Source organism: Streptomyces sp. NPDC047974, from assembly GCF_040653375.1.
In the GTDB taxonomy this organism is placed as follows: Bacteria; Actinomycetota; Actinomycetes; order Streptomycetales; family Streptomycetaceae; genus Streptomyces.
Genome location: NZ_JBEZNU010000027.1, coordinates 58,509 through 78,628, shown reverse-complemented (window position 1 = coordinate 78,628; position 20,120 = coordinate 58,509). Strand labels below are relative to the sequence as shown.

The 20,120-nt window shown below is 74.5% G+C and carries 20 protein-coding genes, 1 other RNA gene and 1 pseudogene; 9 read left to right on the top strand and 13 right to left on the bottom strand.

Annotated elements, in window-relative coordinates; translation table 11 throughout:
- Nucleotides 1-169 precede the first annotated feature (169 nt).
- On the top strand, nt 170-913 hold the full coding sequence (locus tag AB0E19_RS30405) for an SDR family oxidoreductase (protein ID WP_362185410.1): 744 nt from the start codon (nt 170-172) through the stop codon (nt 911-913).
- Between the two features lie 18 nt (nt 914-931).
- On the opposite strand, the gene AB0E19_RS30400 is transcribed toward AB0E19_RS30405, so the two are convergent.
- A complete protein-coding gene (locus tag AB0E19_RS30400) occupies nt 932-1,264 on the bottom strand; it encodes a nuclear transport factor 2 family protein (RefSeq protein ID WP_362185408.1) in 333 nt (110 codons plus the stop codon).
- A 151-nt stretch (nt 1,265-1,415) separates the two neighbouring features.
- Between AB0E19_RS30400 and AB0E19_RS30395 the strand changes: the two genes are divergently transcribed.
- Nucleotides 1,416-1,850, top strand: coding sequence for a hypothetical protein (locus tag AB0E19_RS30395; RefSeq protein WP_362185406.1), 435 nt, complete (start codon nt 1,416-1,418; stop codon nt 1,848-1,850).
- 53 nt (nt 1,851-1,903) lie between these two features.
- On the opposite strand, the gene rnpB is transcribed toward AB0E19_RS30395, so the two are convergent.
- Nucleotides 1,904-2,302: RNase P RNA component class A (rnpB, locus tag AB0E19_RS30390), an RNA gene on the bottom strand.
- Between the two features lie 78 nt (nt 2,303-2,380).
- Between rnpB and AB0E19_RS30385 the strand changes: the two genes are divergently transcribed.
- Both AB0E19_RS30385 and AB0E19_RS30380 read left to right on the top strand, forming a co-directional pair.
- On the top strand, nt 2,381-3,148 hold the full coding sequence (locus AB0E19_RS30385; protein ID WP_362185404.1) for a MerR family transcriptional regulator: 768 nt from the start codon (nt 2,381-2,383) through the stop codon (nt 3,146-3,148).
- Nucleotides 3,135-3,992: a hypothetical protein gene (locus AB0E19_RS30380; RefSeq protein WP_362185402.1), complete on the top strand. Its 858-nt coding sequence runs from the start codon at nt 3,135-3,137 to the stop codon at nt 3,990-3,992. The genes AB0E19_RS30385 and AB0E19_RS30380 overlap by 14 nt, the downstream gene beginning before the upstream one ends.
- Here AB0E19_RS30380 and AB0E19_RS30375 read toward each other — a convergent pair.
- Nucleotides 3,937-5,385 carry an RNB domain-containing ribonuclease gene (locus tag AB0E19_RS30375; protein WP_362185400.1) on the bottom strand — a complete coding sequence of 483 codons (1,449 nt, stop codon included), beginning with the start codon at nt 5,383-5,385 and terminating at the stop codon, nt 3,937-3,939. The two genes, AB0E19_RS30380 and AB0E19_RS30375, sit on opposite strands and share 56 nt — an antisense overlap.
- A 97-nt stretch (nt 5,386-5,482) precedes the next feature.
- Between AB0E19_RS30375 and yaaA the strand changes: the two genes are divergently transcribed.
- Complete coding sequence (gene yaaA, locus AB0E19_RS30370) at nt 5,483-6,250, top strand: peroxide stress protein YaaA (protein ID WP_362185398.1); 768 nt, start codon at nt 5,483-5,485, stop codon at nt 6,248-6,250.
- Nucleotides 6,251-6,312: 62 nt separating this feature from the next.
- Entirely contained in the window at nt 6,313-6,984 is a 672-nt protein-coding gene (gene eda, locus AB0E19_RS30365; protein WP_362185396.1) for a bifunctional 4-hydroxy-2-oxoglutarate aldolase/2-dehydro-3-deoxy-phosphogluconate aldolase, read from the top strand.
- Nucleotides 6,985-7,034: 50 nt separating this feature from the next.
- On the opposite strand, the pseudogene AB0E19_RS30360 reads toward eda, so the two are convergent.
- From AB0E19_RS30360 to AB0E19_RS30340, 5 genes and pseudogenes are all read right to left on the bottom strand, one after another.
- A pseudogene (locus AB0E19_RS30360) lies at nt 7,035-7,415 on the bottom strand (GNAT family N-acetyltransferase); the annotation flags it as partial.
- A 407-nt stretch (nt 7,416-7,822) separates the two neighbouring features.
- Nucleotides 7,823-9,094: a bifunctional RNase H/acid phosphatase gene (locus AB0E19_RS30355; protein ID WP_362185394.1), complete on the bottom strand. Its 1,272-nt coding sequence runs from the start codon at nt 9,092-9,094 to the stop codon at nt 7,823-7,825.
- Nucleotides 9,094-9,837, bottom strand: a complete 744-nt coding sequence (locus AB0E19_RS30350; RefSeq protein WP_362185463.1) for a C4-type zinc ribbon domain-containing protein — start codon at nt 9,835-9,837, stop codon at nt 9,094-9,096. The genes AB0E19_RS30355 and AB0E19_RS30350 overlap by 1 nt, the downstream gene beginning before the upstream one ends.
- On the bottom strand, nt 9,834-10,652 hold the full coding sequence (locus AB0E19_RS30345; protein WP_362185392.1) for a Nif3-like dinuclear metal center hexameric protein: 819 nt from the start codon (nt 10,650-10,652) through the stop codon (nt 9,834-9,836). Before AB0E19_RS30345 ends, AB0E19_RS30350 begins: the two co-directional genes overlap by 4 nt.
- 67 nt (nt 10,653-10,719) lie before the next feature.
- Complete coding sequence (locus AB0E19_RS30340) at nt 10,720-11,754, bottom strand: iron-siderophore ABC transporter substrate-binding protein (protein ID WP_362185390.1); 1,035 nt, start codon at nt 11,752-11,754, stop codon at nt 10,720-10,722.
- A gap of 242 nt (nt 11,755-11,996) precedes the next feature.
- Between AB0E19_RS30340 and AB0E19_RS30335 the strand changes: the two genes are divergently transcribed.
- Both AB0E19_RS30335 and AB0E19_RS30330 read left to right on the top strand, forming a co-directional pair.
- On the top strand, nt 11,997-13,172 hold the full coding sequence (locus AB0E19_RS30335) for a hypothetical protein (protein ID WP_362185388.1): 1,176 nt from the start codon (nt 11,997-11,999) through the stop codon (nt 13,170-13,172).
- Between the two features lie 52 nt (nt 13,173-13,224).
- Nucleotides 13,225-13,362, top strand: coding sequence for a hypothetical protein (locus AB0E19_RS30330; RefSeq protein WP_360600027.1), 138 nt, complete (start codon nt 13,225-13,227; stop codon nt 13,360-13,362).
- Nucleotides 13,363-13,487: 125 nt separating this feature from the next.
- Here the strand turns inward: AB0E19_RS30330 and AB0E19_RS30325 are convergent, their stop codons facing one another.
- From AB0E19_RS30325 to AB0E19_RS30315, 3 genes are read right to left on the bottom strand one after another with little or no spacing between them, the layout of a single operon-like run.
- Nucleotides 13,488-14,438: a 3-oxoacyl-ACP reductase gene (locus AB0E19_RS30325; protein WP_362185386.1), complete on the bottom strand. Its 951-nt coding sequence runs from the start codon at nt 14,436-14,438 to the stop codon at nt 13,488-13,490.
- A 12-nt stretch (nt 14,439-14,450) separates the two neighbouring features.
- Nucleotides 14,451-15,527 (bottom strand): Zn-dependent alcohol dehydrogenase, encoded by a 1,077-nt coding sequence (locus tag AB0E19_RS30320; protein WP_362185384.1) that lies wholly within the window; start codon nt 15,525-15,527, stop codon nt 14,451-14,453.
- Nucleotides 15,528-15,551: 24 nt separating this feature from the next.
- On the bottom strand, nt 15,552-16,406 hold the full coding sequence (locus AB0E19_RS30315) for a MaoC/PaaZ C-terminal domain-containing protein (protein ID WP_362185383.1): 855 nt from the start codon (nt 16,404-16,406) through the stop codon (nt 15,552-15,554).
- A 379-nt stretch (nt 16,407-16,785) separates the two neighbouring features.
- On the opposite strand from AB0E19_RS30315, the gene AB0E19_RS30310 reads away from it, so the two are divergent.
- Nucleotides 16,786-17,418, top strand: coding sequence for a response regulator transcription factor (locus tag AB0E19_RS30310; RefSeq protein WP_362185461.1), 633 nt, complete (start codon nt 16,786-16,788; stop codon nt 17,416-17,418).
- A 21-nt stretch (nt 17,419-17,439) separates the two neighbouring features.
- Here the strand turns inward: AB0E19_RS30310 and AB0E19_RS30305 are convergent, their stop codons facing one another.
- A complete protein-coding gene (locus tag AB0E19_RS30305; protein ID WP_362185382.1) occupies nt 17,440-18,879 on the bottom strand; it encodes a DHA2 family efflux MFS transporter permease subunit in 1,440 nt (479 codons plus the stop codon).
- A gap of 40 nt (nt 18,880-18,919) precedes the next feature.
- Nucleotides 18,920-20,113: a Nonspecific lipid-transfer protein gene (locus tag AB0E19_RS30300; RefSeq protein ID WP_362185459.1), complete on the bottom strand. Its 1,194-nt coding sequence runs from the start codon at nt 20,111-20,113 to the stop codon at nt 18,920-18,922.
- Nucleotides 20,114-20,120 lie beyond the last annotated feature (7 nt).

Here is a 20,120-nt window from a genome sequence, read left to right as displayed (position 1 = left end):
GTGCCCCTCCCCTGACGGTTGGTGTCCGTCGGTATTCGAGGGGGGCGGGGCGACATCTCCTTGTCGGGGACAGGTCATCCACGTGTCGGACGGATGAGTTCATGGGGCACGCGTCTGGCGTACGCTGCCCGGCCGGGGGCGACACGAAGCTGGAAGGTTGTGGTTCGGCATGGGCGTCGCAGTGGTGACGGGAGCGGGTTCGGGCATCGGCCGGAGCGTGGCGCGGGCCCTCGCGGAGGCGGGCTGGTCCGTGGCGCTGGCGGGCCGCCGGCTCGCGCCCCTGGAGGAGACGGCGGAGGGCCTGGCCTCCGGCCGGACCGTGTGCGTCCCGACGGACGTGACGTCACCGGAGGCGGTGACGGCCCTCTTCGACGCGGTACGGGACCGCTTCGGCCGCGTCGACCTGCTCTTCAACAACGCGGGGACGTTCGCGGGCGGCGGCACGCCCGTGGAGGAGCTGTCCTACGACACCTGGCGGTCGGTGGTCGACGTCAACCTGACGGGCGCGTTCCTCTGCGCGCAGGCCGCCTTCCGGGCCATGAAGGAGCAGTCCCCGCAGGGCGGCCGCATCATCAACAACGGTTCGATCTCGGCGCACGTGCCGCGCCCGCACTCGATCGCGTACACGGCGACGAAGCACGCGATGACGGGCCTGACGAAGTCGCTGTCGCTGGACGGCCGCCCGTACCGGATCGCCTGCGGCCAGATCGACATCGGCAACGCGGCCACGGAGATGACCGCCCGCATGCAGACCGGCATCCTCCAGGCCGGCGGCGAACTGGCGGCGGAGCCGGTCATGGACGCGGCGGACGTGGCGGCGACGGTCGTCCACATGGCGGCCCTGCCCCTGGAGGCGAACGTCCAGTTCGCCACGGTCATGGCCACGACGATGCCCTACATCGGCCGCGGCTGACGGCTCACGCCGCCCCGCTCACTCCGCGGGGGCCTGGCCGGTCTCGAACCGCGCCACCTTCCCGTCCGCGACGGTGAACCGCCACACGGTACGCATGGCGCCCCAGGTGTCGTTGCTGTAGGTGGCGGCGAGGGCGAGCCCGTCCTCCTCCTCGCTCTCCACCTCCATGCGTCCGTTCGAGGAGAACACCTCCCGCTCGGTCCACTCCCGCAGGTTCCGCTCGGACCCGTCGTCGGACATGGTCGCGCCGGGCGTGAGGGCGGCGTCGAAGGCGGCACGGTCGTTGGCGTTCAGCGCGGTGACGAAGGCGCGCACGGCGGGCTGGGTGAGCCGGTCCACGGGAATGGTCATGCCCCACCCGTACCCGCCGGACGGCGGCCCGCCCCGCTCCGCCGCCCGGGATGGGCCAGTCGGGCGAGCCCCGCGGCAGCCTCCGGCGGCCCGGGGCCCGCCCCGGGCAGTATCGGGGGGACCCCAAGCCCGCCTTCCCGCTGGAGGAGCGATGTCGGAGCAGGACCGGATCGTCAAGCTGTACGCGAAGGGGGCCCCGGTCGGGGTCCTGGACGGGAGGCTGGTCGGCTTCCTGGTCGACGAGCACCGCACCGCCGAGTGGGCGGTCGGCGAGGCCGACGGCGGCTTCCGGCTCACCGTCAAGGGCACCGAGGACCGCGTCACCGCGGCCGGCACCGACCGCTCCCCGGTCCTGGTCCGCCCCGACGACTCCCCGGCCTCGGTGTGGCGTCTCCAGCGCGTCACCCCCGACGGCACCGCCACGGTCACCGACCTCGCCGCCCTCGGCACCGGCACCTACGTCATCTCGCAGAACGGCCTCGCCCTCGGCCGCGACCTCTTCGAGGACCCGTCCCCCGCCCCGAAGCCCATCGTCGTCCGCACCGACGACCGCGCCCCCCACTGGACGCTGGAGATCCTGGTCTGAGGCCCGGCCCCCGCCCCATGCGAAAGGGCCCCCGCGGGGGCCCTGAGAAGGGGCAGACGAGTCGGGCTGTACGCCGGGTTCTGTACCCCGGGACCTCGCGGTCGTCGGGGTGACGGCCATCCATCTAGGGCCGGTGTCGCCACCGGCCTCGTGCGGTCTACCCGCGAACTCGGGCGAGCAGCCCTCGATCGTTCGCGCAGGGACACCGGGGTGTCCCCTCTTGACCTTGCTCCGGGTGGGGTTTACCTAGCCGCCTGAGTCACCTCAGGCGCTGGTGGTCTCTTACACCACCGTTTCACCCTTACCGAGGGCCGAAGCTCCCGGCGGTCTGTTCTCTGTGGCACTGTCCCGCGGGTCACCCCGGGTGGCCGTTAGCCACCACCCTGCTCTGTGGAGCCCGGACGTTCCTCGGGGAGATCCGGGGATCTCCACGCGGCCGCCCGCCCGGCTCGTCTGCCGTGCCGACCATGCTACCCGCCGGAACGGACGCCGCTTGACCTTGTCGTAGCGTCAGGGTTTCTACTGAGGTCATGCGTATCGGCGAGATCGCCGCGCTCGTCGGGGTCACGCCCCGGGCGGTGCGGCACTACCACCGTCTGGGGCTGCTGCCCGAGCCCGCGCGGCTGCCCAACGGCTACCGGGAGTACGGCATCCGGGACGCCGTGCTGCTCGCACGGGTGCGGCGGCTGACCGAGCTGGGGCTCGGCCTCGACGAGGTGCGGGACGTGCTCGCCGACGACGAGGGCCGGGAGCTCGTGGAGGTCCTGGAGGAGCTCGACGACGACCTCGCCCGGCAGGAGGCCGTCATCCGGGAGCGGCGGGCGCGGCTCGCCGGACTCCTCGCGGAGGCCCGGACCGGACGGCTCACCGCCGAGGGGCCCGTGTCGCCGGAGCTGGCCGCGCTGCTCGCCGGGGTCGGCGAGCTGCCGGACTCGCCGATGGCGGTGAAGGACCGGGAGATCCTCGCCCTGCTGGACACGGTCGTGCCCGCGGAGGAGCGGGCGCGGCTGATGGGGCTGATGCACGAGGTCTCCGGGAGCGCCGCGGAGGTGTACGGGCTGCTCGACGCGCTGGCCGACGCCGCCGTGGACGATCCCCGGGTCGAGGAGGCCGCGCGGGCGCTCGCCGGGGTGCTGCCGGACGGGATCGGCCGCTTCGAGCTGCCCGCGGAGGGGTCCGGCGGGCTCGCCGACGTCTTCTTCGCCGATCTGGCGCCCGCGCAGTCCGCCGCCGTGCGCCGGGGCCTGGAACTGGTGGCGGAACGTTTCGAGGGAGGTGAGGGGCATGGCGGGGAGTGAGCGGGGGCCCGTGCTGCGGGTGCTGCGCGCGGTGGCGTACGCCGCGCTCCCCGCCGAGCTGGTGGTCTTCGTGCTGCTGCTCGGCGGGGTGCGGATACCGGGGGCCGTGCTCGGCGGGGCGGAGCTGGTGACGGCCGCGCTGCTCGCCGCCGAGGCGGTCGTGTGGCTGCGGCTGCGGCGGCGCGGTCTGACGCGGCGGGAGGCGCTGGCGGAGCTCGTACCGGAGCGGGTGCTGCGGCTGATCGGGCACGAGCTGTCGCTGATGGCGAGCCTGGGGCGGTGGGTGGCGCGGCGGCCGCACGGGACGGCCGGCGCGGAGGGCGTCTTCCCGCACGCGCGGGACCAGGCCGCGCTCATGTACGGCTTCGCCTTCGTCTGCCTCGTGGAGACCGTCGGGATGTCGTGGCTGCTGGCCGGGCTGCCGGTGGTGCACGCGATCGTGTTCGTCCTCGACGTGTACACGGTCCTCTTCGTGCTCGGGCTGCACGCCGCCTCCGTGACCCGGCCGCACGTGCTGGGCGGCGGACGGCTGCGGGCCCGGCAGGCCGCCCACGTGGACGTGGAGGTGCCGCTGGAGCGGATCGCGGCGGTCCGCCGGGAGAACCGCTTCACCCACGAGAAGAAGGAGGGCGAGCTGAACCTCGCCGTCGGCTCGCAGACCTCGGTGACCCTGGAGCTGAGCGAGCCGGTGGAGGTGGTCGGGCTGCTGGGCGGCATCAGGCCGGTGACGACCGTACGGCTGCACGCGGACGACCCCAAGGCGCTGTACGAGGCGCTCCGGGACGCGGTCACGCGGGCGCGAACAGCACCTTCGCCCGGCCGGGATCCGCTTCCGACAGCCTGACCCGCAGCCACTCCCCCAGCGGCAGCGGGGCCGTACCGCCCTCGACCCGGGCCACGACGGCCGGGTCGTCGAGGTGGACGGTGCCGACGGACGGCTCGCGCTCCTTGACGTCGATCACGTACGCGTCGAAGAGCTCGCCGACCCGGTCGCCGAGCAGCGCCGCCTCCACGATGTCGACGGACTCCCGCTCCACCGTGTTGGCGCGGCGCGAACCGGCGGCCATCGTGTCGGGCAGGCCGGGCAGCGCGGCCCGCACCCACTCCGGCGGCTCGTTCCCGGCGAGCGCCGCGACGCACAGCTCGGAGGCGTACCGGTCGACGAGCCGGCGCAGCGGGGCGGTGCAGTGGGTGTACTCGTCGGCGACGGCCGCGTGCACGGCCGGGTCGGGCAGCCGGCCGTCGGTGAAGACGGTGTAGCCGGCGCCGCGCAGCAGGGTGGTGCACTCCTGGAGGAAGGCGGCCTGGCGCGGGTCGGCGGGGTCGGCGTTCCTGACCACCTCCGCGTACGGCACGTGGTGCGGCCAGGCGACGCCGAGCGCCTCGGCGGAGCGGCGCAGCCGGGCGACGGCCCCGTCGGGGGCGACCGGCAGGGTGCGCAGGATGCCGGTGCCGGCGGCGGTCATCAGGTCGGCGGCGGCCATGCCGGTGAGCAGGGAGATCTGCGCGTTCCAGCTCTCGGCGGGCAGCGGCGCGCGGTAGGCGAGCGTGTAGGTGTGGTCGCCGGGGACCTCGACGATCTCCTGTTCGGGGACGTCGAGGGAGATCCCGCCGCGCTCGATCTCGCGCTCCTCGCGGAGCCGGCCGATGTCGCGGAGCAGGGCGAGGGGTTCCTCGGCGGTGCCGGAGTCGATCCGCCGCTGCACGGTGGCGTAGTCGAGCTTGGCGCGGCTGCGGACGAGGGCCCGGCGGAGGTCGGTGGCGACGCGCCGGCCCTCGGCGTCGAGGTCGATCCGCCAGAGGAGCGCGGGGCGCGGCTCGCCCGGCAGCAGGCTCGCGGCGCCCTCGGAGAGGACCGGCGGATGGAGGGGGACCTTGCCGTCGGGGAAGTAGAGGGTGAGCACCCGCCGGTGCGCCTCGGCGTCGATCGCCCCGCCGGGGACGACGAAGGCGGCGACGTCGGCGATGGCGTAGTGCACGCGGTAGCCGCCGTCGGCCCGCCGTGCCAGGTGCATGGCCTGGTCGAGGTCGGTGGAGGTGGGCGGGTCGATGGTGAGGAACGGCAGGTCGGTGGCGTCGTACGCGGGGAGGCGGGGGTTCTTCGCGGCGGCCTCCGCCTCGGCGAGCACGGCGGCCGGAAACCCCTCCGGCACCCCGAGCTCGGTACGGAGTGCGCGCAGCGCGGCCCGCAGCGGAGCCTCCGCCGCGCCGGTCACGTGGATGTGGCGTCGGGGCATGCAACCGAGCGTAGGGGGCGGGAGGGGGCCCGGCACCTCGTACGCTGGCTTGTCGGGGCCGCATCCCCGTTCGCGTACGTACGTAAGGAGAACCACCGTGCTCGTGCTGCTGCCGCCCTCCGAAGGCAAGGCGCCCTCCGGGTCCGGAGCGCCGCTCAAGCCGGAGTCGCTGTCGCTTCCGGGACTCGCGGAGGCGCGGGCCGCGGTCCTGGACGAGCTGGTCGAGCTGTGCGCCGCCGACGAGGAGGAGGCGCGCGAGGTGCTCGGGCTGAGCGAGGGGCTGCGGGGCGAGGTCGCGAAGAACGTCGGGCTGCGCACGGCGGGCGCCCGCCCGGCCGGGGAGGTCTACACCGGCGTCCTGTACGACGCGCTGGGCCTGGCGACGCTGGACGCGGCGGCCCGGAAGCGGGCCGGGGACGCGCTGCTCGTCTTCTCCGGGCTGTGGGGCGCGGTGCGGGTCACGGACCGGATCCCGTCGTACCGCTGCTCGATGGGGGTGAAACTGCCGGGGCTCGGTGCGCTGGGGGCGCACTGGCGGGGCGCGATGGCCTCGGTGCTGCCGGAGGCGGCCGGGGACGGGCTCGTGCTCGACCTGCGCTCGTCGGCGTACGCGTCGGCGTGGAAGCCGAAGGGCGAGGTGGCGGCGCGGACCGCGACGGTACGGGTGCTGCACGCGCCGACCCGGAAGGTGGTCAGCCACTTCAACAAGGCGACCAAGGGCCGGATCGTCCGGAGCCTGCTGGAGTCGGGCGCGGCGCCCGGCACGCCGCAGGAGCTGGTGGAGGTGGTGCGGGAGCTCGGGTACGTGGTGGAGACGGGGGCCAAGGCGGGGGTCCTGGACGTGCTGGTGGACGAGATCCACTGAGGTCCGTTGCATTCTCCGCAACGATCGTTGCGTGGGATGGCGGTGCCGGTCAGGATGAGGCCATGTCCGGTCTCTTCGCGCTCGCCCCGCACGCCCCCGTCGTCCCGGTCGTCGTCGTCGAGGACGCCGCCGACGCCGTGCCGCTGGCGCGGGCGCTGGTGGCCGGCGGGCTGCCGCTGATCGAGATCACCCTGCGCACCCCCGCCGCGCTCGACGCGGTGCGGGCGGTCGCGGCCGAGGTGCCGGGCGCGGTGGTCGGCGCGGGCACGGTCGTCTCGGCGGCCGGCGCGGCGGACGCGGTACGGGCCGGGGCGCGGTTCCTGGTGAGCCCGGGGTGCTCGGGGCGGCTGCTCGGGGCACTGCGGGGGTCGGGCGTGCCGTTCCTGCCGGGCGTCTCGACCGCCTCCGAGGTGCTGGCGCTCGTCGAGGAGGGCGTGACGGAGCTGAAGTTCTTCCCGGCGGAGGCGGCGGGCGGCGTCCCGTACCTGAAGTCCCTGGCGGGCCCGCTGCCGCAGGCCCGCTTCTGCCCGACCGGCGGCATCTCGGCCGCGTCGGCCCCCGCCTATCTGTCCCTTCCCAACGTCGCCTGCGTCGGCGGCACCTGGATGCTGCCGCCGGACGCCCTCGCCGCCCGCGACTGGTGCCGCGTGGAGGCCCTGGCGCGGGAGGCGGCCGGGCTCTCCGGCCGGCCGTCGGTGAAGCGGACGCCCAGGTGGTCGGAGACCGGGCGGTAGCCGAGGCGCGGGTACAGGGCGTTGCTGGTGGGGTTGGCGAGGTCCGTGAAGAGGACGACCTCCGCCGCGCCGGAGGCGGCGGCCTCGCGGCTGATCGCGGCGGTGACGCCGGCTGCGTAGCCGTGGCCCCGTTCGGCGGGCGCGGTGTAGACGAGGTGGACGCGGGACTGGCCCTCGACCGTGCGCGAGCGGGCGGCCATCGCCACGGGGCGGCCGTCGGGGGCCTCCCAGACGCGGAGGCGGTCCTCGGTGATCCGCTCGGTGAGGAAGTCGGTGTAGTCGTCCTGCGGTTCGTAGTGGTGGACGACGGCGAAGTCGGCGGTCCACTCGCCGAGCAGCGGGAGGTCCGCCGTGCGCGCGGGGCGGGCGCGGCCGGCCGGTGGCGGCTCCTGCGGGGTGAGCGCGTCGAGGCGGAAGAGCCGGATGTCCATGGCGGGCTCCCAGGGCAGGCCGGAGGCGGCGAGGTACGCCTCCACGGCCGCCCGCTCGCCGCGCAGCGTGGCCGGCGCCGCGCCTGCCGGGAGGACCAGCGCGGCGGCGGCCTCCACGGGCACCACGCCGAAGGTGAGGTCGGCGAGGGGGGCCGCGACGAGGACGCCGGTCGTGGTGGTCCCGTCCGGTCCGGTCCACCAGCCGAGGAGCTCCGCTCCCTCCATGGTGGTCAGCACGGCGGTGTTGCGGGCCGGTTCGGCGGCGAGGTGCGGGCCCGCGGCGGCCAGGAACGCGCGGAGATCGGTGGTGAAGTGCCAGCTCATACCCGGATGGTGACGGGTCGACAGCGGGCGGCGCGAGTGAATTGGCCTGCGCCGCGAGCCCGGCACGGTTCGGCGGGGGCGGCCTAGCGGCGGAGGTGGGAGGTGTCGTTGAGGAGGCGTACGGAGGCGTTGCCGTCGGCGTAGTAGGCGACGGCGGAGAGGGAGGCGGCCGACAGGTCGAACTTGAACAGGGACGGCGGCGGGGCGCCGAGGGCCAGCCGGACCAGGGTCTTGATGGGCGTGACGTGACTCACGACGAGGACCGTGCGGCCCGCGTGGGCGGCGGCCAGGCGGTCGCGGGCGGCGGCGACGCGGCGGGTCACGGAGGCGAAGCTCTCGCCGCCGCCGGTGGGGGCGGCGGTCGGGGAGGCGAGCCAGGCGTCCATGTCCTGCGGGTACCGCGCGCGGACCTCCGCGAAGGTGAGGCCCTCCCAGGCACCGAAGTCGGTCTCGCGGAGGCCCTGTTCGATCACGACGTCGAGGCCGAGGCGGGCGGCGACGGCGTCGGCGGTCTGGCGGCAGCGGGTGAGGGGGGAGCTGACGATGTGCTGGATCGTGCCGCGGGCGGCGAGCGCCTCGGCGACGGCGGCGGCCTGGCGGCGCCCCGCCTCGGAGAGCTCCGGGTCGGACCCCCCGCTCCCCGAGAACCGCTTCTCGGGCGTGAGCGCGGTCTCCCCGTGCCGCAGGAGCACGAAGGTGGCGGGGGCGGCCATGTCGGGCACGGGGCCCTGCGGCGGGGCGGCGGGTGCGGGGCTCTGACCGGGGGCGGCGGGCTCGGCGGCGGGCGCGGCGGCGGACGGGCCCTCGGACGGCGCGGGCGCGGCGGCGGCCGACAAGGCCGCCCGGGCGCGGGCCGCGCCGGCTGCCGCGTCGCCCGGGGGGCCGGCCGGGGGCAGGGTGGCCGCCACCCGGGCCGCGGAGGTGTCGCGGGGGGCCCACTGCTCGCCGCGCTTGCCCGCGTCCATGGCCTCGTTGGCCAGGCGGTCGGCGTGCTTGTTGCGCTCGCGGGGGATCCACTCGTAGCTGACGCGGTCGCGCGGGAAGGCGCGGGACGCCTCGGCGGCGAGCGGCTTCATGTCCGGGTGCTTGATCTTCCAGCGGCCGGACATCTGCTCGACGACGAGCTTGGAGTCCATCCTGACCCGGACCGCGGCGTCGGGCGCCAGGTCCAGGGCGGCGCGGAGGCCCGCGATGAGGCCCTTGTACTCGGCGACGTTGTTGGTCGCGACGCCGATGTACTCGGCGGCCTCCGCGAGGATCTCGCCCGTGGCCGGGTCGAGGACGACGGCCCCGTAACCGGCGGGCCCGGGGTTGCCCCGGGAGCCGCCGTCCGCCTCGACCACGAGCTCGCGCATTACAGGCCGGACTCCGCCGTGCGGACCAGGATCCGGCGGCAGTTCTCGCAGCGCACGACCGTGTCCTTCGCGGCGGACCGGACGTCGTTCAGCTCGGTGATGTTGAGCTCGATGTGGCAGCCCTCGCACTTGCGCTGGTAGAGGCGGGCCGCGCCGACGCCGCCCTGCTGCTCGCGGAGCTTGTCGTACAGCTTGAGGAGGTCGGCGGGGACGGTGCCCGCGACGACCTCGCGCTCCTTGGCGACGCCCGCGGCCTCCTCGTCGAGACCGGCCTGGGCGGTGTCGCGGCGGGCGGTGGCGTCGTCGACCTTGGCCTGGACGGCCTCGACGCGCTGCGTCAGCTCGGCGACCCGCTCCTGCGCGGACTCGCGGCGCTCCATGACCTCCAGGACGATCTCCTCCAGGTCGCCCTGGCGCTTGGCGAGCGAGGTGATCTCGCGCTGGAGGTTCTCCAGGTCCTTCGGGGAGGAGACGGCGCCGGAGTCGAGCCGCTGCTGGTCGCGGGCGGCGCGCTGGCGGACCTGGTCGACGTCCTGCTCGGCCTTGGTCTGCTCGCGGGCGCAGTCGCTCTCCTCGGTCTGCGCGGCGACGAGCAGGTCGCGCAGCTGGGTGAGGTCCTTGGTCAGCGCCTCGATCTCCGCGTGCTCGGGCAGCGCCTTGCGCTTGTGGGCGAGCTGCTGGAGGCGGACGTCCAGGGCCTGGACGTCGAGGAGGCGGATCTGGTCGGCGGGCGCGGCGTTCAGTTGGGGGCTCCAGAGGAAGTGTGGTGGGAGGACCAGGGGTCGGTGACCGTCTTCGAGACGTGGACACGGAGGTCCCAGCCGTGGCGGTCGGAGATCTCGTCGAGCTGGGCGGCGGCCAGCTCGCACCAGGGCCATTCGGTGGCCCAGTGGGCGGCGTCGACGAGGCCCAGCGGCGAGCGCTGGGTGGCCTCGGAGACGGGGTGGTGGCGCAGGTCCGCGGTGAGGAAGGCGTCCACCCCGGCGGCGCGCACCGCGTCGAAGAGGCTGTCGCCGGAGCCGCCGCTGACGGCGACGCGGCGGACGGTCATGTCCGGGTCGCCGGCGACCCGGATGCCCTGCGCGGTGGCGGGCAGCCGCTTCGCGGCGCGGGCCGCGAAGGCGGCGAGGGTCTCCGGCTGGTCGAGCTCGCAGATCCGGCCGAGGTTGTTCTCGGGGACGAGCGGCCCGGTGACGCGCAGGTCGAGGGCGCCCGCGAGGGCGTCGGAGACGCCGGGGTCCGCGGTGTCGGCGTTGGTGTGGGCGACGTGCAGCGCGATGTCGTGCTTGATCAGCGTGTGCACGACGCGGCCCTTGAAGTGGCCGGCCACGACCGTCGTCGTCCCGCGCAGGTAGAGCGGGTGGTGGGTGACGATCAGGTCGGCGCCGAGGGCGACGGCCTCGTCCGCGATCTCCTGGACGGGATCGACGGCGAAGAGGACGCGGGTCACCCCGGCGTCGGGGTCGCCGCAGACGGTGCCGACGGCGTCCCACTGCTCCGCCCGCTGGGGCGGCCAGAGGGCGTCGAGCTCGGCGATGACTTCAGACAGACGGGGCACGGAGGAAAGGCTACCTGTCCTCCGTGCCCCGCCGTCCTGGGCCGTCGACGACCCGGGGGTCGGGCCCCTACTTCTTCACCAGGTCGGCGCGCAGGTCGTCGAGGACGCTGTTCGCCGCCGTCACGCCGAGGCCCAGGTACCAGGTCTCGTCCGGGACGTCCTTGGCCTGGCCCGCCTTGACGGCCTTGAGGTTCTTCCAGAGCGGGTTGCCCTGGGCGGCGTCCTTCTTGGTCGCCTTGGCGTCGCCGTAGACGCCGGTGAAGATCCAGTCGGCGTCGGCCTGGTCGATCTTCTCCGGGCTGACCTCGACGGCGAGGTCGTTCACCTGCTGGTTCGTCGGCCGCGGCAGGCCGGTGTCCTCCAGGATGGTGCCGATGAACGACGCCTTCGCGTAGAGGCGGATCTTGCCCGGGAGGTAGCGGACCATGGAGACGGTCGGCTTGTTCGGGCCGATGTCCGTACCGAGCTGCTTCGCCTTCGTCTCGTACGCGGCGAGCTTCTCCTTCGCCTCGGCGGTCCTGTCGAGCGCGGCGGCGTTGAGGAGGTAGTTCTCCTTCCAGGTGAAGCCCGGGCGGATGGAGAAGACGGTCGGCGCGATCTTCGACAGCTCGTCGTACTTGTCCGCGGCGCGGAGCTGGCTGCCGAGGATGAGGTCGGGCTGGAGGTTGGCGATGGCCTCCAGGTTGAGGTTGTTGATGGTGCCGACGGACTTCGGGTCGCCGGCGTCCTTGGCGAGGTAGCCGGGGATGCCGTCGTCGCCCTCGGAGGGGGCGTAGCCGACGGGCTGGATGCCGAGGGAGACGACGTTGTCGAGCTCGCCGACGTCGAGGACCACGACCCGCTTCGGGGCGGCCTTCAGTTCGCTGGTGCCCATGGCGTGGGTGAGGGTGCGGGGGAACTGGCCGGGCTTGGCGTCGGTGCCCAGGGCGGCGGTCTTGGCGGCCGCGTCGCCGAAGTCCTTGCCTCCGGTGGCGACGTCCTTCTTCTTCGCCGTGTCCTCCTTCTTGGCGGCGTCGGAGGAGTCGCCGCCTCCGCAGGCCGCGAGGGAGAGCGCGGCGGCGAGGGCGACGGCGGCGGCGGTGCCGCGGCGGCGGAGGGACATCGGGAGGGCTCCTCTTCGGTGGCGGACGTCGAGGTGGGGCGACGCGTACGGGCGTTCCCGAGCGGAGTCACAGGATCCGCTTAGGCTCGCCTTACCTTACGTACCCGTGGCCCCGTCAGCACAACCGGCCCCCTCCGCTCAATCGAACCCGCACACCGCCATCCATATGTGTGAAGTGCGTGGGCTCGTGTTGTTCGGCTGGAAGTGCGAAAACTAGCTTCGTGGCCGGAGGTGACGAGTCGATGACAGCCTTGGCCATCGAGACCACGGCCGGGGACGGCGACCACGAGGGGACGGCCGTCCACCCCCCGGCGGGCTTCACGATCACCGCGAACGGCGCGTACGCGGCCCGGCTCGCGGGTTCCGGAGACGCCCTGTACGCGGAGCGCTGGACCCTCGACGGCCCGGAGCCGTACGCCGTGCCGCTCCCCCTGGACCAGCCCGAGGAGCGCGACGCGCGGCTGCTGCCGCTCGCCGACGGGCGGGTCCTGGTGTGCCGCCGGGTGGACGGCCGGCGGCACACCTTCTCGCTGCTGTACCCGACCGGCCCCGGCACCGGCGAGCTGCGGCTCGGCTCGGTGGAGGCGCCCGGCGACGGCCCGGTGGAGCTGCTGCCGCCGTCCCCGGACGGCATCTGCGCCTACGCGCGCCACATCGGCCCGGAGTCCACCACGCTCTGGCTGGTGGCGGGCGGCGCCTTCGGCCCCGAGCGGGTCGCCGAGCTCCCGGGCCACTGCGCGGGCGGGGTCTGGCTCGACCGTACGGGGCGGATGCTGGCCCTGGACCGGCGGCTCGGCGACGGGCCGGTGAAGACGGTGGCGGTGGACCTGGAGCGGGGCGGCGAGGTGTCGCCGCTGCTCCAGATCACCGAGGCGAGCGACGACCGGCTGCTGCTCGCGGACCCGGACAGCGGGCTGCTGCTGATCCGTTCGGACGCGCCCTCGCCGGGGCACGAGCGGCTCGGCTGGGGGGTCCTTGGAAGCCTGCTGCCGGTGCGCTTCCCCGAGTGCCTGCGCCTCGACGACGCGGCGGTGACGCCGTTCGCGGTCCAGCCGGGCCAGGTGCTGATGCCGGAGAGCTGCGGGGTCGCGCTGCGGATCGACGCGGCGAGCGGCAGCTGGGTGGGGCTCTGGCGGCCCTCGGGGCGGCGGATGCACCAGGTGGCGGCGCCGCCCGGATGGGTGGCGGGGGCCGGGGCGTGGTCGCCGGAGGGCGTCCTGCGGCTGCCGTGCTCCACGGCGGAGCTGCCGTGCGCGCTGGCCGGGCTGACGGTGCCGGACGACCCCGGACCGGAGCCGGGGTCGGGACCGGAGGCGGAAGCGGAAGCGACCCTCCCGGCGGAGGGGGAACAGCCGCGCGCGCTGCGGCCGGTGCCGCTCCAGCAGGCACCTCTGACGGACCGTAAACCCGCTGGTTAGACTCACCGCCGCAGTACCGCACGCACAGGCACGTCAACGGGGTGAGTACGACATGGCGGACGACAGCACGCAGTCCACGGAGGAGGCGCAGGGCACGGGTGCCGGACGGCACCGGGGCCCGGCCGCGCCGGCGGAGGAGACGACCTCCGCCCCGCACGGACGGCACCGCCGCGAGGCACACGAGGGCTAGCCCCTCGTCCGCGCGCGACGGCGAAGGGCCCCGGGGGATCCGCCCCCCGGGGCCCTTCGCCGTCCCCTCCCCCGATCCCCCCCGGAGCCGGGGTTCAGCCCTCCCCCGATCCCCCGGGCCGGGGTTCAGCCCTTCTTCAGCCCCAGGACCTCGGTGGCCGCGAAGGTCTCGTTCGGCGGGCGCTCCGCGAAGTACGGGGTGAGCAGCCCGTCGAGCTCCTCGAAGCCGAAGGCTTCCTTGGCGGTGTCGAACTTGGCCGCGACCCGGGGCCGTTCGACGACGGCGACCATCCCGCCGTGGACGACGAGCAGCTGCCCGTTGACCCGGGCCGCCGCCGGGGAGGCGAGGTAGCCGACGAGCGGGGCCACGTGCTCGGGCGACAGCGGGTCGAGCTCGTCCTCGCCCGAGGGCTCGGCGAAGCCGGCGAAGACGTCCTCCGTCATGCGGGTGCGGGCCCGGGGGCAGATGGCGTTGGCGGTCACCCCGTACCGGGCGAGGGCGAGCGCCGACGAGGTGGTCAGGCCGACGATCCCGCCCTTGGCGGCGGCGTAGTTGGGCTGTCCGGCCGAGCCCGCGAGGAAGGCCTCGGAGGAGGTGTTGACGATCCGGCCGTAGACGCCGGGCTCCCCCGCCTTGGCGCGCCCGCGCCAGTGCACGGCGGCGAAGTGGGTGGTGTTGAAGTGGCCCTTGAGGTGGACGCGGACGACCGAGTCCCACTCGTCCTCGCTCATCGAGAAGACCATCCGGTCGCGCAGGATGCCCGCGTTGTTGACGAGGACGTCCAGCTTGCCGAACTCGGCGACGGCGAGGTCGACGAGGCCGCGCGCGGTCTCGAAGTCGGAGACGTCGCCGAGGTGGGCGACGGCCCGGCCGCCGGCCGCCGTGATCTCGGCGGCCACCTCCTCCGCGGGGGCGGCCGAGGCGTCCCCGGACCCGTCCCGGCCGGGCTGCCCGTAGTCGTTGACGACGACGGCCGCGCCGAGCCGGGCCAGTTCGAGCGCCTCGGCGCGGCCGAGCCCGCGCCCCGCGCCGGTGACGATCGCGCTCAGCCCTTCGAGCGGCAGGGGCAGTGACATGACGGAGTCCTCTCAGATCTCGACGCAGGTACGGAGGGACGCGCCGGTCCGCATCTGCTCCAGGGCCTCGTTGATGTGCGCAAGCGGAACCCGGTGGGTGATGAGCGACTCCAGGTCGATGCGGCCGGCCCGCCAGAGCGCGATGGCCCGCTCGTACGACCGCAGGACGTCCCCGCCGCCGTACATGGAGGGCAGGATCCGCTTCTCGTCGAAGAACAGCTCGAACATGTTGAGCCGAAGGTGGTCGTCCATGGCGCCCGCGCCGACGACGCAGAGGGTGCCGCCGCGCCGGGTCGTCTCGTACGCGGTCCGCGCGGTGGCGGACTTGCCGACGACCTCGAAGACGTAGTCGAAGCCCTCGCCCGCGGTGATCCGCTGTTTGGCGTCGGCCAGCGCCTCGGGGGCAACGGCCTCGGTGGCGCCGAAGCGGAGGGCGGCCTCGCGGCGGGACTCGACGGGGTCGACGGCGACGATCTGGGCGGCGCCCTGGAGCCGGGCGCCCTGGATGGCGGAGATGCCGACGCCGCCGCAGCCGATCACGGCGACCGACGAACCGGCTTCGACCTTGGCGGTGTTGATGGCCGCGCCGAGGCCGGTGGTGACGCCGCAGCCGATGAGGGCGGCGATGTCGAAGGGCACGTCGTCCGGGATGGGGACGGCGCAGCCGGCGTCGACGACGACCTCCTCGGTGAAGGTGCCGGTGCCGGCGAAGCCGAAGACGTCCCCGCCGGGGCGCTTGAAGTTGGGGGTGCCGGCGTTCATGAAGCCGGCGAGACAGAGCTGGGTCTGGCCGCGCTTGCAGGCGGCGCAGCTGCCGCAGGCGGGCAGCCAGCAGAGCAGGACCCGCTGGCCGGGGGCGAGTCCGGTGACGCCGTCGCCGACGTCGAGGATCTCGCCGGCGCCCTCGTGGCCGGGGATGAAGGGCGCGGGCTGCGGCAGGACGCCGCTCATGGCGGAGACGTCCGAGTGGCACAGGCCGGTGGCCCGCACCCGGATCCGCACCCTGCCCGGGCCGAAGCCCACCGCCTCGACGTCGTCGAGGACCTCCAGCTTGTCCTGGCCGATCTCGTGCAGTACGGCTGCGCGCATGGTGCGGCTCCCTCCGGGACGGGTCTACGAGTGGGTGACGAGGGTGTCGGCGAGGACCGGGGCGTCGTCGCGCTCCACGGCCGTCACCGTCACCTGGACGCGGCCGTCCCCGGCCCACATCCGGATGCGCAGGGTCTCGCCGGGGAAGACGACCCCGGCGAAGCGGGTGCGGTAGGCGCGGACCCGGGTGACGTCTCCGTCGAGCGCCGTGTCCACGACCGCCTTGAGCGTCATGCCGTAGGTGCACAGGCCGTGCAGGATCGGCCGGTCGAAGCCCGCGAGCTTCGCGAAGTCGGGGTCGGCGTGGAGCGGGTTCCAGTCGCCGGAGAGGCGGTAGAGCAGCGCCTGGTCCTCGCGGACGGTCCGCTCGACGGTCCGGTCGGGCGCCCGGTCGGGGAGTTCGAGCCGCTCGGAGGGGCCGCGGTCGCCGCCCCAGCCTCCTTCGCCGCGGACGAAGATCTGGGCGTCGGAGGTCCACAGCGGGCCCTCGTCGTCGACGGCCTCGGAGCGCAGCACGAGGATGGCGGCCTTGCCCTTGTCGTACACGGCGGCGACGCGGGAGGTGGAGACGGCGCGGCCGCCGGTGGGCAGCGGGCGGTGGAGGGTGACCGACTGGCCGCCGTGGAGGACGGCGGCGAGGTCGATGTCGATGCCGGGCGCGGAGAGTCCGCCGACGACACCCATGCCGGCGCCGGCGACGGTGGCGAAGCTGGGCAGCACGTGGAGCCGGGATTCGAGGGTGTAGCGCAGCTCCGCCGGGTCGGTGGCGGGGCTGCCGGCGCCGAGGCCGAGGTGGTAGAGCTGGACGTCCTTGTGGTCCCAGGCGATCTCGGCGCTGCGGGGCTCGGCGGCGAGGGCCTTGGCGGCGTCAATGGGCATCGGCTTGCTGCTCCTTGGAAGTCCTTGGAGTGGAAGACCTCGGCGCGACCGTCCGCACCGTCGGTCACGCCGAGGCCGTGCGGGAACCGCCCCGTACGCGCCGATGTAGAACGCGTTCCAGTTCGGTGTCCCCCATGTATAGCGGAGGGGCGAGACGTTGGGAACCCTCGTACGCCACACTCCTGACGGTACGTCAGACACCGCTCCGGCGCCGGGCCCGCGCGGCCCCCGCCCGGGGCCGCGGAGGTGGCCGCCCCGCGAGGGCGGTGGCGCCGACGATCTTCTTCGTGCCGGGGAAACGACCATTCCGCGACGGAGGCACGCGCGTTCCGCCCCGCGGGGGAAGCCCGCCCGGCCTACGCTTTCGGGTGTGAACGAGATGCCGCGGGACCACCGGCCCAGCAAGTCGATCCGGGTGCTGCTCGCCGAGGACCAGGGGATGATGCGCGGGGCGCTCTCGCTGTTGCTGGGGATGGAGGCGGACATCGAGGTCGTCGCCCAGGTGGGGCGGGGGGACGAGATCGTGGAGCGGGCGCTGCTGGCGCGGCCCGATGTGGCGCTGCTCGACATCGAGCTGCCGGGGCGGTCGGGGCTCGACGCGGCGGCGGAGCTGCGGGACGAGGTGCCGGACTGCCGGGTGCTGATCCTGACGACGTTCGGGCGGCCGGGGTACCTGCGGCGGGCGAGGGAGGCGGGGGCGGCCGGGTTCCTGGTGAAGGACGGGCCGGTGGAGGAGCTGGCGGAGGCGATCCGGGCGGTGCTGCGCGGCGAGACCGTCGTCGATCCGGCGCTCGCCGCCGCCGCGCTCGGCGAGGGACCGAACCCGCTGACGGCCCGTGAGCGGGAGGCGCTGGCGGCGGCGGTGGACGGGGCGACGGTCGCCGACATCGCGGGGCGGCTGCGGCTGTCCGAGTCGACCGTGCGGAACCACCTCTCCGCCGCCATCGGGAAGACCGGGACGCGCAACCGGATGGAGGCGGCCCGGGCCGCACGGCAGCAGGGGTGGCTCTAGGGCCTGTCTGTCAGACGGGCCCTAGGGCGCCTTGGTCTTCCCGGTGGTCCTGGGGAGCCAGAGGGCCATCAGGGCCGCCGCCGCCAGGAGGATGGCGGTGGAGACGCGGAAGGCCATCGCGTAGCCGGGGACCAGGTGGGCGGGGTCCGGGGTGGCGGCGGCCGCGACCGTGGTCAGCAGGGCGAGGCCGATCGCGCCGCCCATCGTCCGGGAGGTGTTCACCAGGCCGGAGACGAGGCCGGCGTCGCCGGGGGCGGCTCCGGAGGTGGCGAGGGTGGCGAGCGGGGTGGTGGCGAGGCCGATGCCGGCCATCATGAGGATGCCGGGGCCGAGGACCGTGGCGAGGAAGGTGCCGTCGGCGGTGAGCGTGGACTGCCAGGCGAAACCGGCCGCCGCCGTGAGGATGCCGGCGATCGCGAGCGTCCGCGCGCCGGTGACGGCCATCAGGCGGGGCGCGGTCTTGGAGCCGACGAGGACGGCCAGCGAGCTGGGCACGAGGGCGAGTCCCGCCTGGAGCGGGGTGTAGCCGAGGACGTTCTGGGCGTACACGGTCATGAAGAACCACATGCCGAAGGAGGCGGAGCCGCACAGCATGATGCCGGTGTTGGCGGCGGACACGGCACGGTTGCGGAAGATGCCGAGCGGGACCAGGGGTTCCCTCGTGCGCTTCTCGACCGCGACGAAGACCGCCAGGAGCGCGAGGCCGCCGAGCAGCGGCAGCAGCGTCGCGGCCGAGGTCCAGCCGGCCATCTCGGTCTGCACGATGCCGTACGCGAGCGTCGCCAGGCCCCCGGTGACGAGGACCGCTCCGGGCAGGTCCAGGCGGCGCCCGTCCGCGGTGCGGCTCTCGGCGAGCCAGAGGACGGCCGCGGCGAGGATGAGGACGCCGAGGGGCGCGTTGACGAGGAGCACCCAGCGCCAGTTCAGGAGGTCGACGAGGAGGCCGCCGACGAAGCCGCCCGCGGCCCCGCCCGCCGCGCCGACCGCCGTCCAGGTGGCGATGGCCCGGGTGCGGGCCGCGCCGGTCGGGACGGCGGAGGTGACGAGGGTGAGGGTGGCCGGGGAGAGCGCCGCCGCGCCGAGTCCCTGCGCGGCCCGCGCCGCGATGAGGTAACCGCCCTCGGGGGCGAGGCCGCCGACGACGGAGGCGGCGGTGAAGAGCCCGAGGCCCGCGAGGAACATCGTCTTGCGCCCGTACAGGTCGGCCGCCCTGCCGCCGAGCAGCATGAAGCCGGCGAAGGCGATCGCGTAGGCGTTGAGGACCCACTGGAGGCCGAGGGTGCCGAGGCCGAGGTCGGCCTTGAGGGACGGCAGCGCCACGTTCATGACCGACACGTCGAGGACGACGAGGAACTGCCCGGCGCAGGCGACGAGGACGACGAGCCAGGGCCGGGCCGTGCGTATGGAGGGGCGGGTGGCGGTGCTTCCGGTGGCGGAGTCGGTCTGCGGCATGCGTGTCATGGTCGCAGAGCGGCTCCGCCCCGTACATGCGGAAAGAGTCCTACGACCTGCGACGCAGGAGGGTCACGACCGCCGCGCCGCCGAGGCCGATGTTGTGGGCGAGGCCGACGCGGGCGCCGGCGACCTGGCGGCCCTCGGCCTCGCCGCGGAGCTGCCGGACGAGTTCGGCGGTCTGCGCGAGGCCGGTGGCGCCGAGCGGGTGCCCCTTGGAGATGAGGCCGCCGGAGGGGTTGACCACCCACCGTCCGCCGTAGGTGGTGGCGCCGGACTCGACGAGCTTGCCGGAGGCGCCCTCCGCGCACATGCCGAGGGCCTCGTAGGTGAGGAGCTCGTTGACGGAGAAGCAGTCGTGGAGCTCGATGACGTCGACGTCCTCGATGCCCAGCCCGGAGGCCTCGTACGCCTGCCGCGCGGCGTCCCGGGACATGGGCCGGCCGACGGCGTCGATGCAGGATCCGGAGGCGAAGGACTCGCCGGTGTCGGTGGTCATGGCCTGGCCCGCGATCTCCACGGCCCGCCCCTCCAGGCCGTGTTCGGCGACGAAGCGCTCGGAGACGACGAGGGCGGCGGCGGCGCCGTCCGAGGTCGGCGAGCACTGGAGCCTGGTGAGCGGGTGGTGCACGGTCTTCGCGGCGAGGACCTCCTCGACCGTGTGGACGTCCTGGAACTGGGCCTGGGGGTTGCGCGAGGAGTGGAGGTGGTTCTTGGCGGCGACGGCGGCGAGCTGCGCCTCGGTGGTGCCGTACCGCTCCATGTGTTCGCGGGCGGCGTTGCCGAAGATCTGCGCGGTGGGCGGGGAGGCCTCGAAGCCGTGGGCGGCGGCCATGATGCCGTAGTGCCGGGCGACGGGCGAGGTCGCGAAGGCGCCTGCGCCGGAACCGCCGCCCAGCGCGCCCCGGCTCATCTTCTCGAAACCGAGGGCGAGGACGCAGTCGGCGATGCCGCCCTCGACGAACTGGCGGGCGGTCATGAGGGCGGTGGAGCCGGTGGCGCAGTTGTTGTTGAGGTTGTAGACGGGCAGGCCGGTGAGGCCGAGTTCGTACACGGCCCGCTGTCCCGCCGTGGAGGCCTGGAAGCAGTAGCCGACGGCGGCCTGTTCGACCTTCTCGTACGGGATCCCGGCGTCGGCGAGCGCGGCGGCGCCGGCCTCGCGCGCCATGTCCCAGTACTGCCAGTCCCGGGTCTCAGGCTTCTCGAACTTCGTGGTGCCGACACCGACGACGAAGGACTTCACGGACGAC

What these genes read in the sequence shown, in the direction of transcription:
- AB0E19_RS30405 (WP_362185410.1), top strand. Translation starts at nt 170, where the DNA reads ATGGGCGTCGCAGTGGTGACGGGAGCGGGTTCGGGCATCGGCCGGAGC.
- AB0E19_RS30335 (WP_362185388.1), top strand. Translation starts at nt 11,997, where the DNA reads ATGACAGCCTTGGCCATCGAGACCACGGCCGGGGACGGCGACCACGAG.
- AB0E19_RS30310 (WP_362185461.1), top strand. Translation starts at nt 16,786, where the DNA reads ATGCCGCGGGACCACCGGCCCAGCAAGTCGATCCGGGTGCTGCTCGCC.
- AB0E19_RS30375 (WP_362185400.1), bottom strand. Translation starts at nt 5,385, where the DNA reads ATGCCCCGACGCCACATCCACGTGACCGGCGCGGCGGAGGCTCCGCTG.
- AB0E19_RS30400 (WP_362185408.1), bottom strand. Translation starts at nt 1,264, where the DNA reads ATGACCATTCCCGTGGACCGGCTCACCCAGCCCGCCGTGCGCGCCTTC.
- AB0E19_RS30385 (WP_362185404.1), top strand. Translation starts at nt 2,381, where the DNA reads ATGCGTATCGGCGAGATCGCCGCGCTCGTCGGGGTCACGCCCCGGGCG.
- AB0E19_RS30380 (WP_362185402.1), top strand. Translation starts at nt 3,135, where the DNA reads ATGGCGGGGAGTGAGCGGGGGCCCGTGCTGCGGGTGCTGCGCGCGGTG.
- AB0E19_RS30305 (WP_362185382.1), bottom strand. Translation starts at nt 18,879, where the DNA reads ATGACACGCATGCCGCAGACCGACTCCGCCACCGGAAGCACCGCCACC.
- AB0E19_RS30330 (WP_360600027.1), top strand. Translation starts at nt 13,225, where the DNA reads ATGGCGGACGACAGCACGCAGTCCACGGAGGAGGCGCAGGGCACGGGT.
- eda (WP_362185396.1), top strand. Translation starts at nt 6,313, where the DNA reads ATGTCCGGTCTCTTCGCGCTCGCCCCGCACGCCCCCGTCGTCCCGGTC.
- AB0E19_RS30340 (WP_362185390.1), bottom strand. Translation starts at nt 11,754, where the DNA reads ATGTCCCTCCGCCGCCGCGGCACCGCCGCCGCCGTCGCCCTCGCCGCC.
- AB0E19_RS30315 (WP_362185383.1), bottom strand. Translation starts at nt 16,406, where the DNA reads ATGCCCATTGACGCCGCCAAGGCCCTCGCCGCCGAGCCCCGCAGCGCC.
- AB0E19_RS30320 (WP_362185384.1), bottom strand. Translation starts at nt 15,527, where the DNA reads ATGCGCGCAGCCGTACTGCACGAGATCGGCCAGGACAAGCTGGAGGTC.
- AB0E19_RS30355 (WP_362185394.1), bottom strand. Translation starts at nt 9,094, where the DNA reads ATGCGCGAGCTCGTGGTCGAGGCGGACGGCGGCTCCCGGGGCAACCCC.
- AB0E19_RS30395 (WP_362185406.1), top strand. Translation starts at nt 1,416, where the DNA reads ATGTCGGAGCAGGACCGGATCGTCAAGCTGTACGCGAAGGGGGCCCCG.
- AB0E19_RS30325 (WP_362185386.1), bottom strand. Translation starts at nt 14,438, where the DNA reads ATGTCACTGCCCCTGCCGCTCGAAGGGCTGAGCGCGATCGTCACCGGC.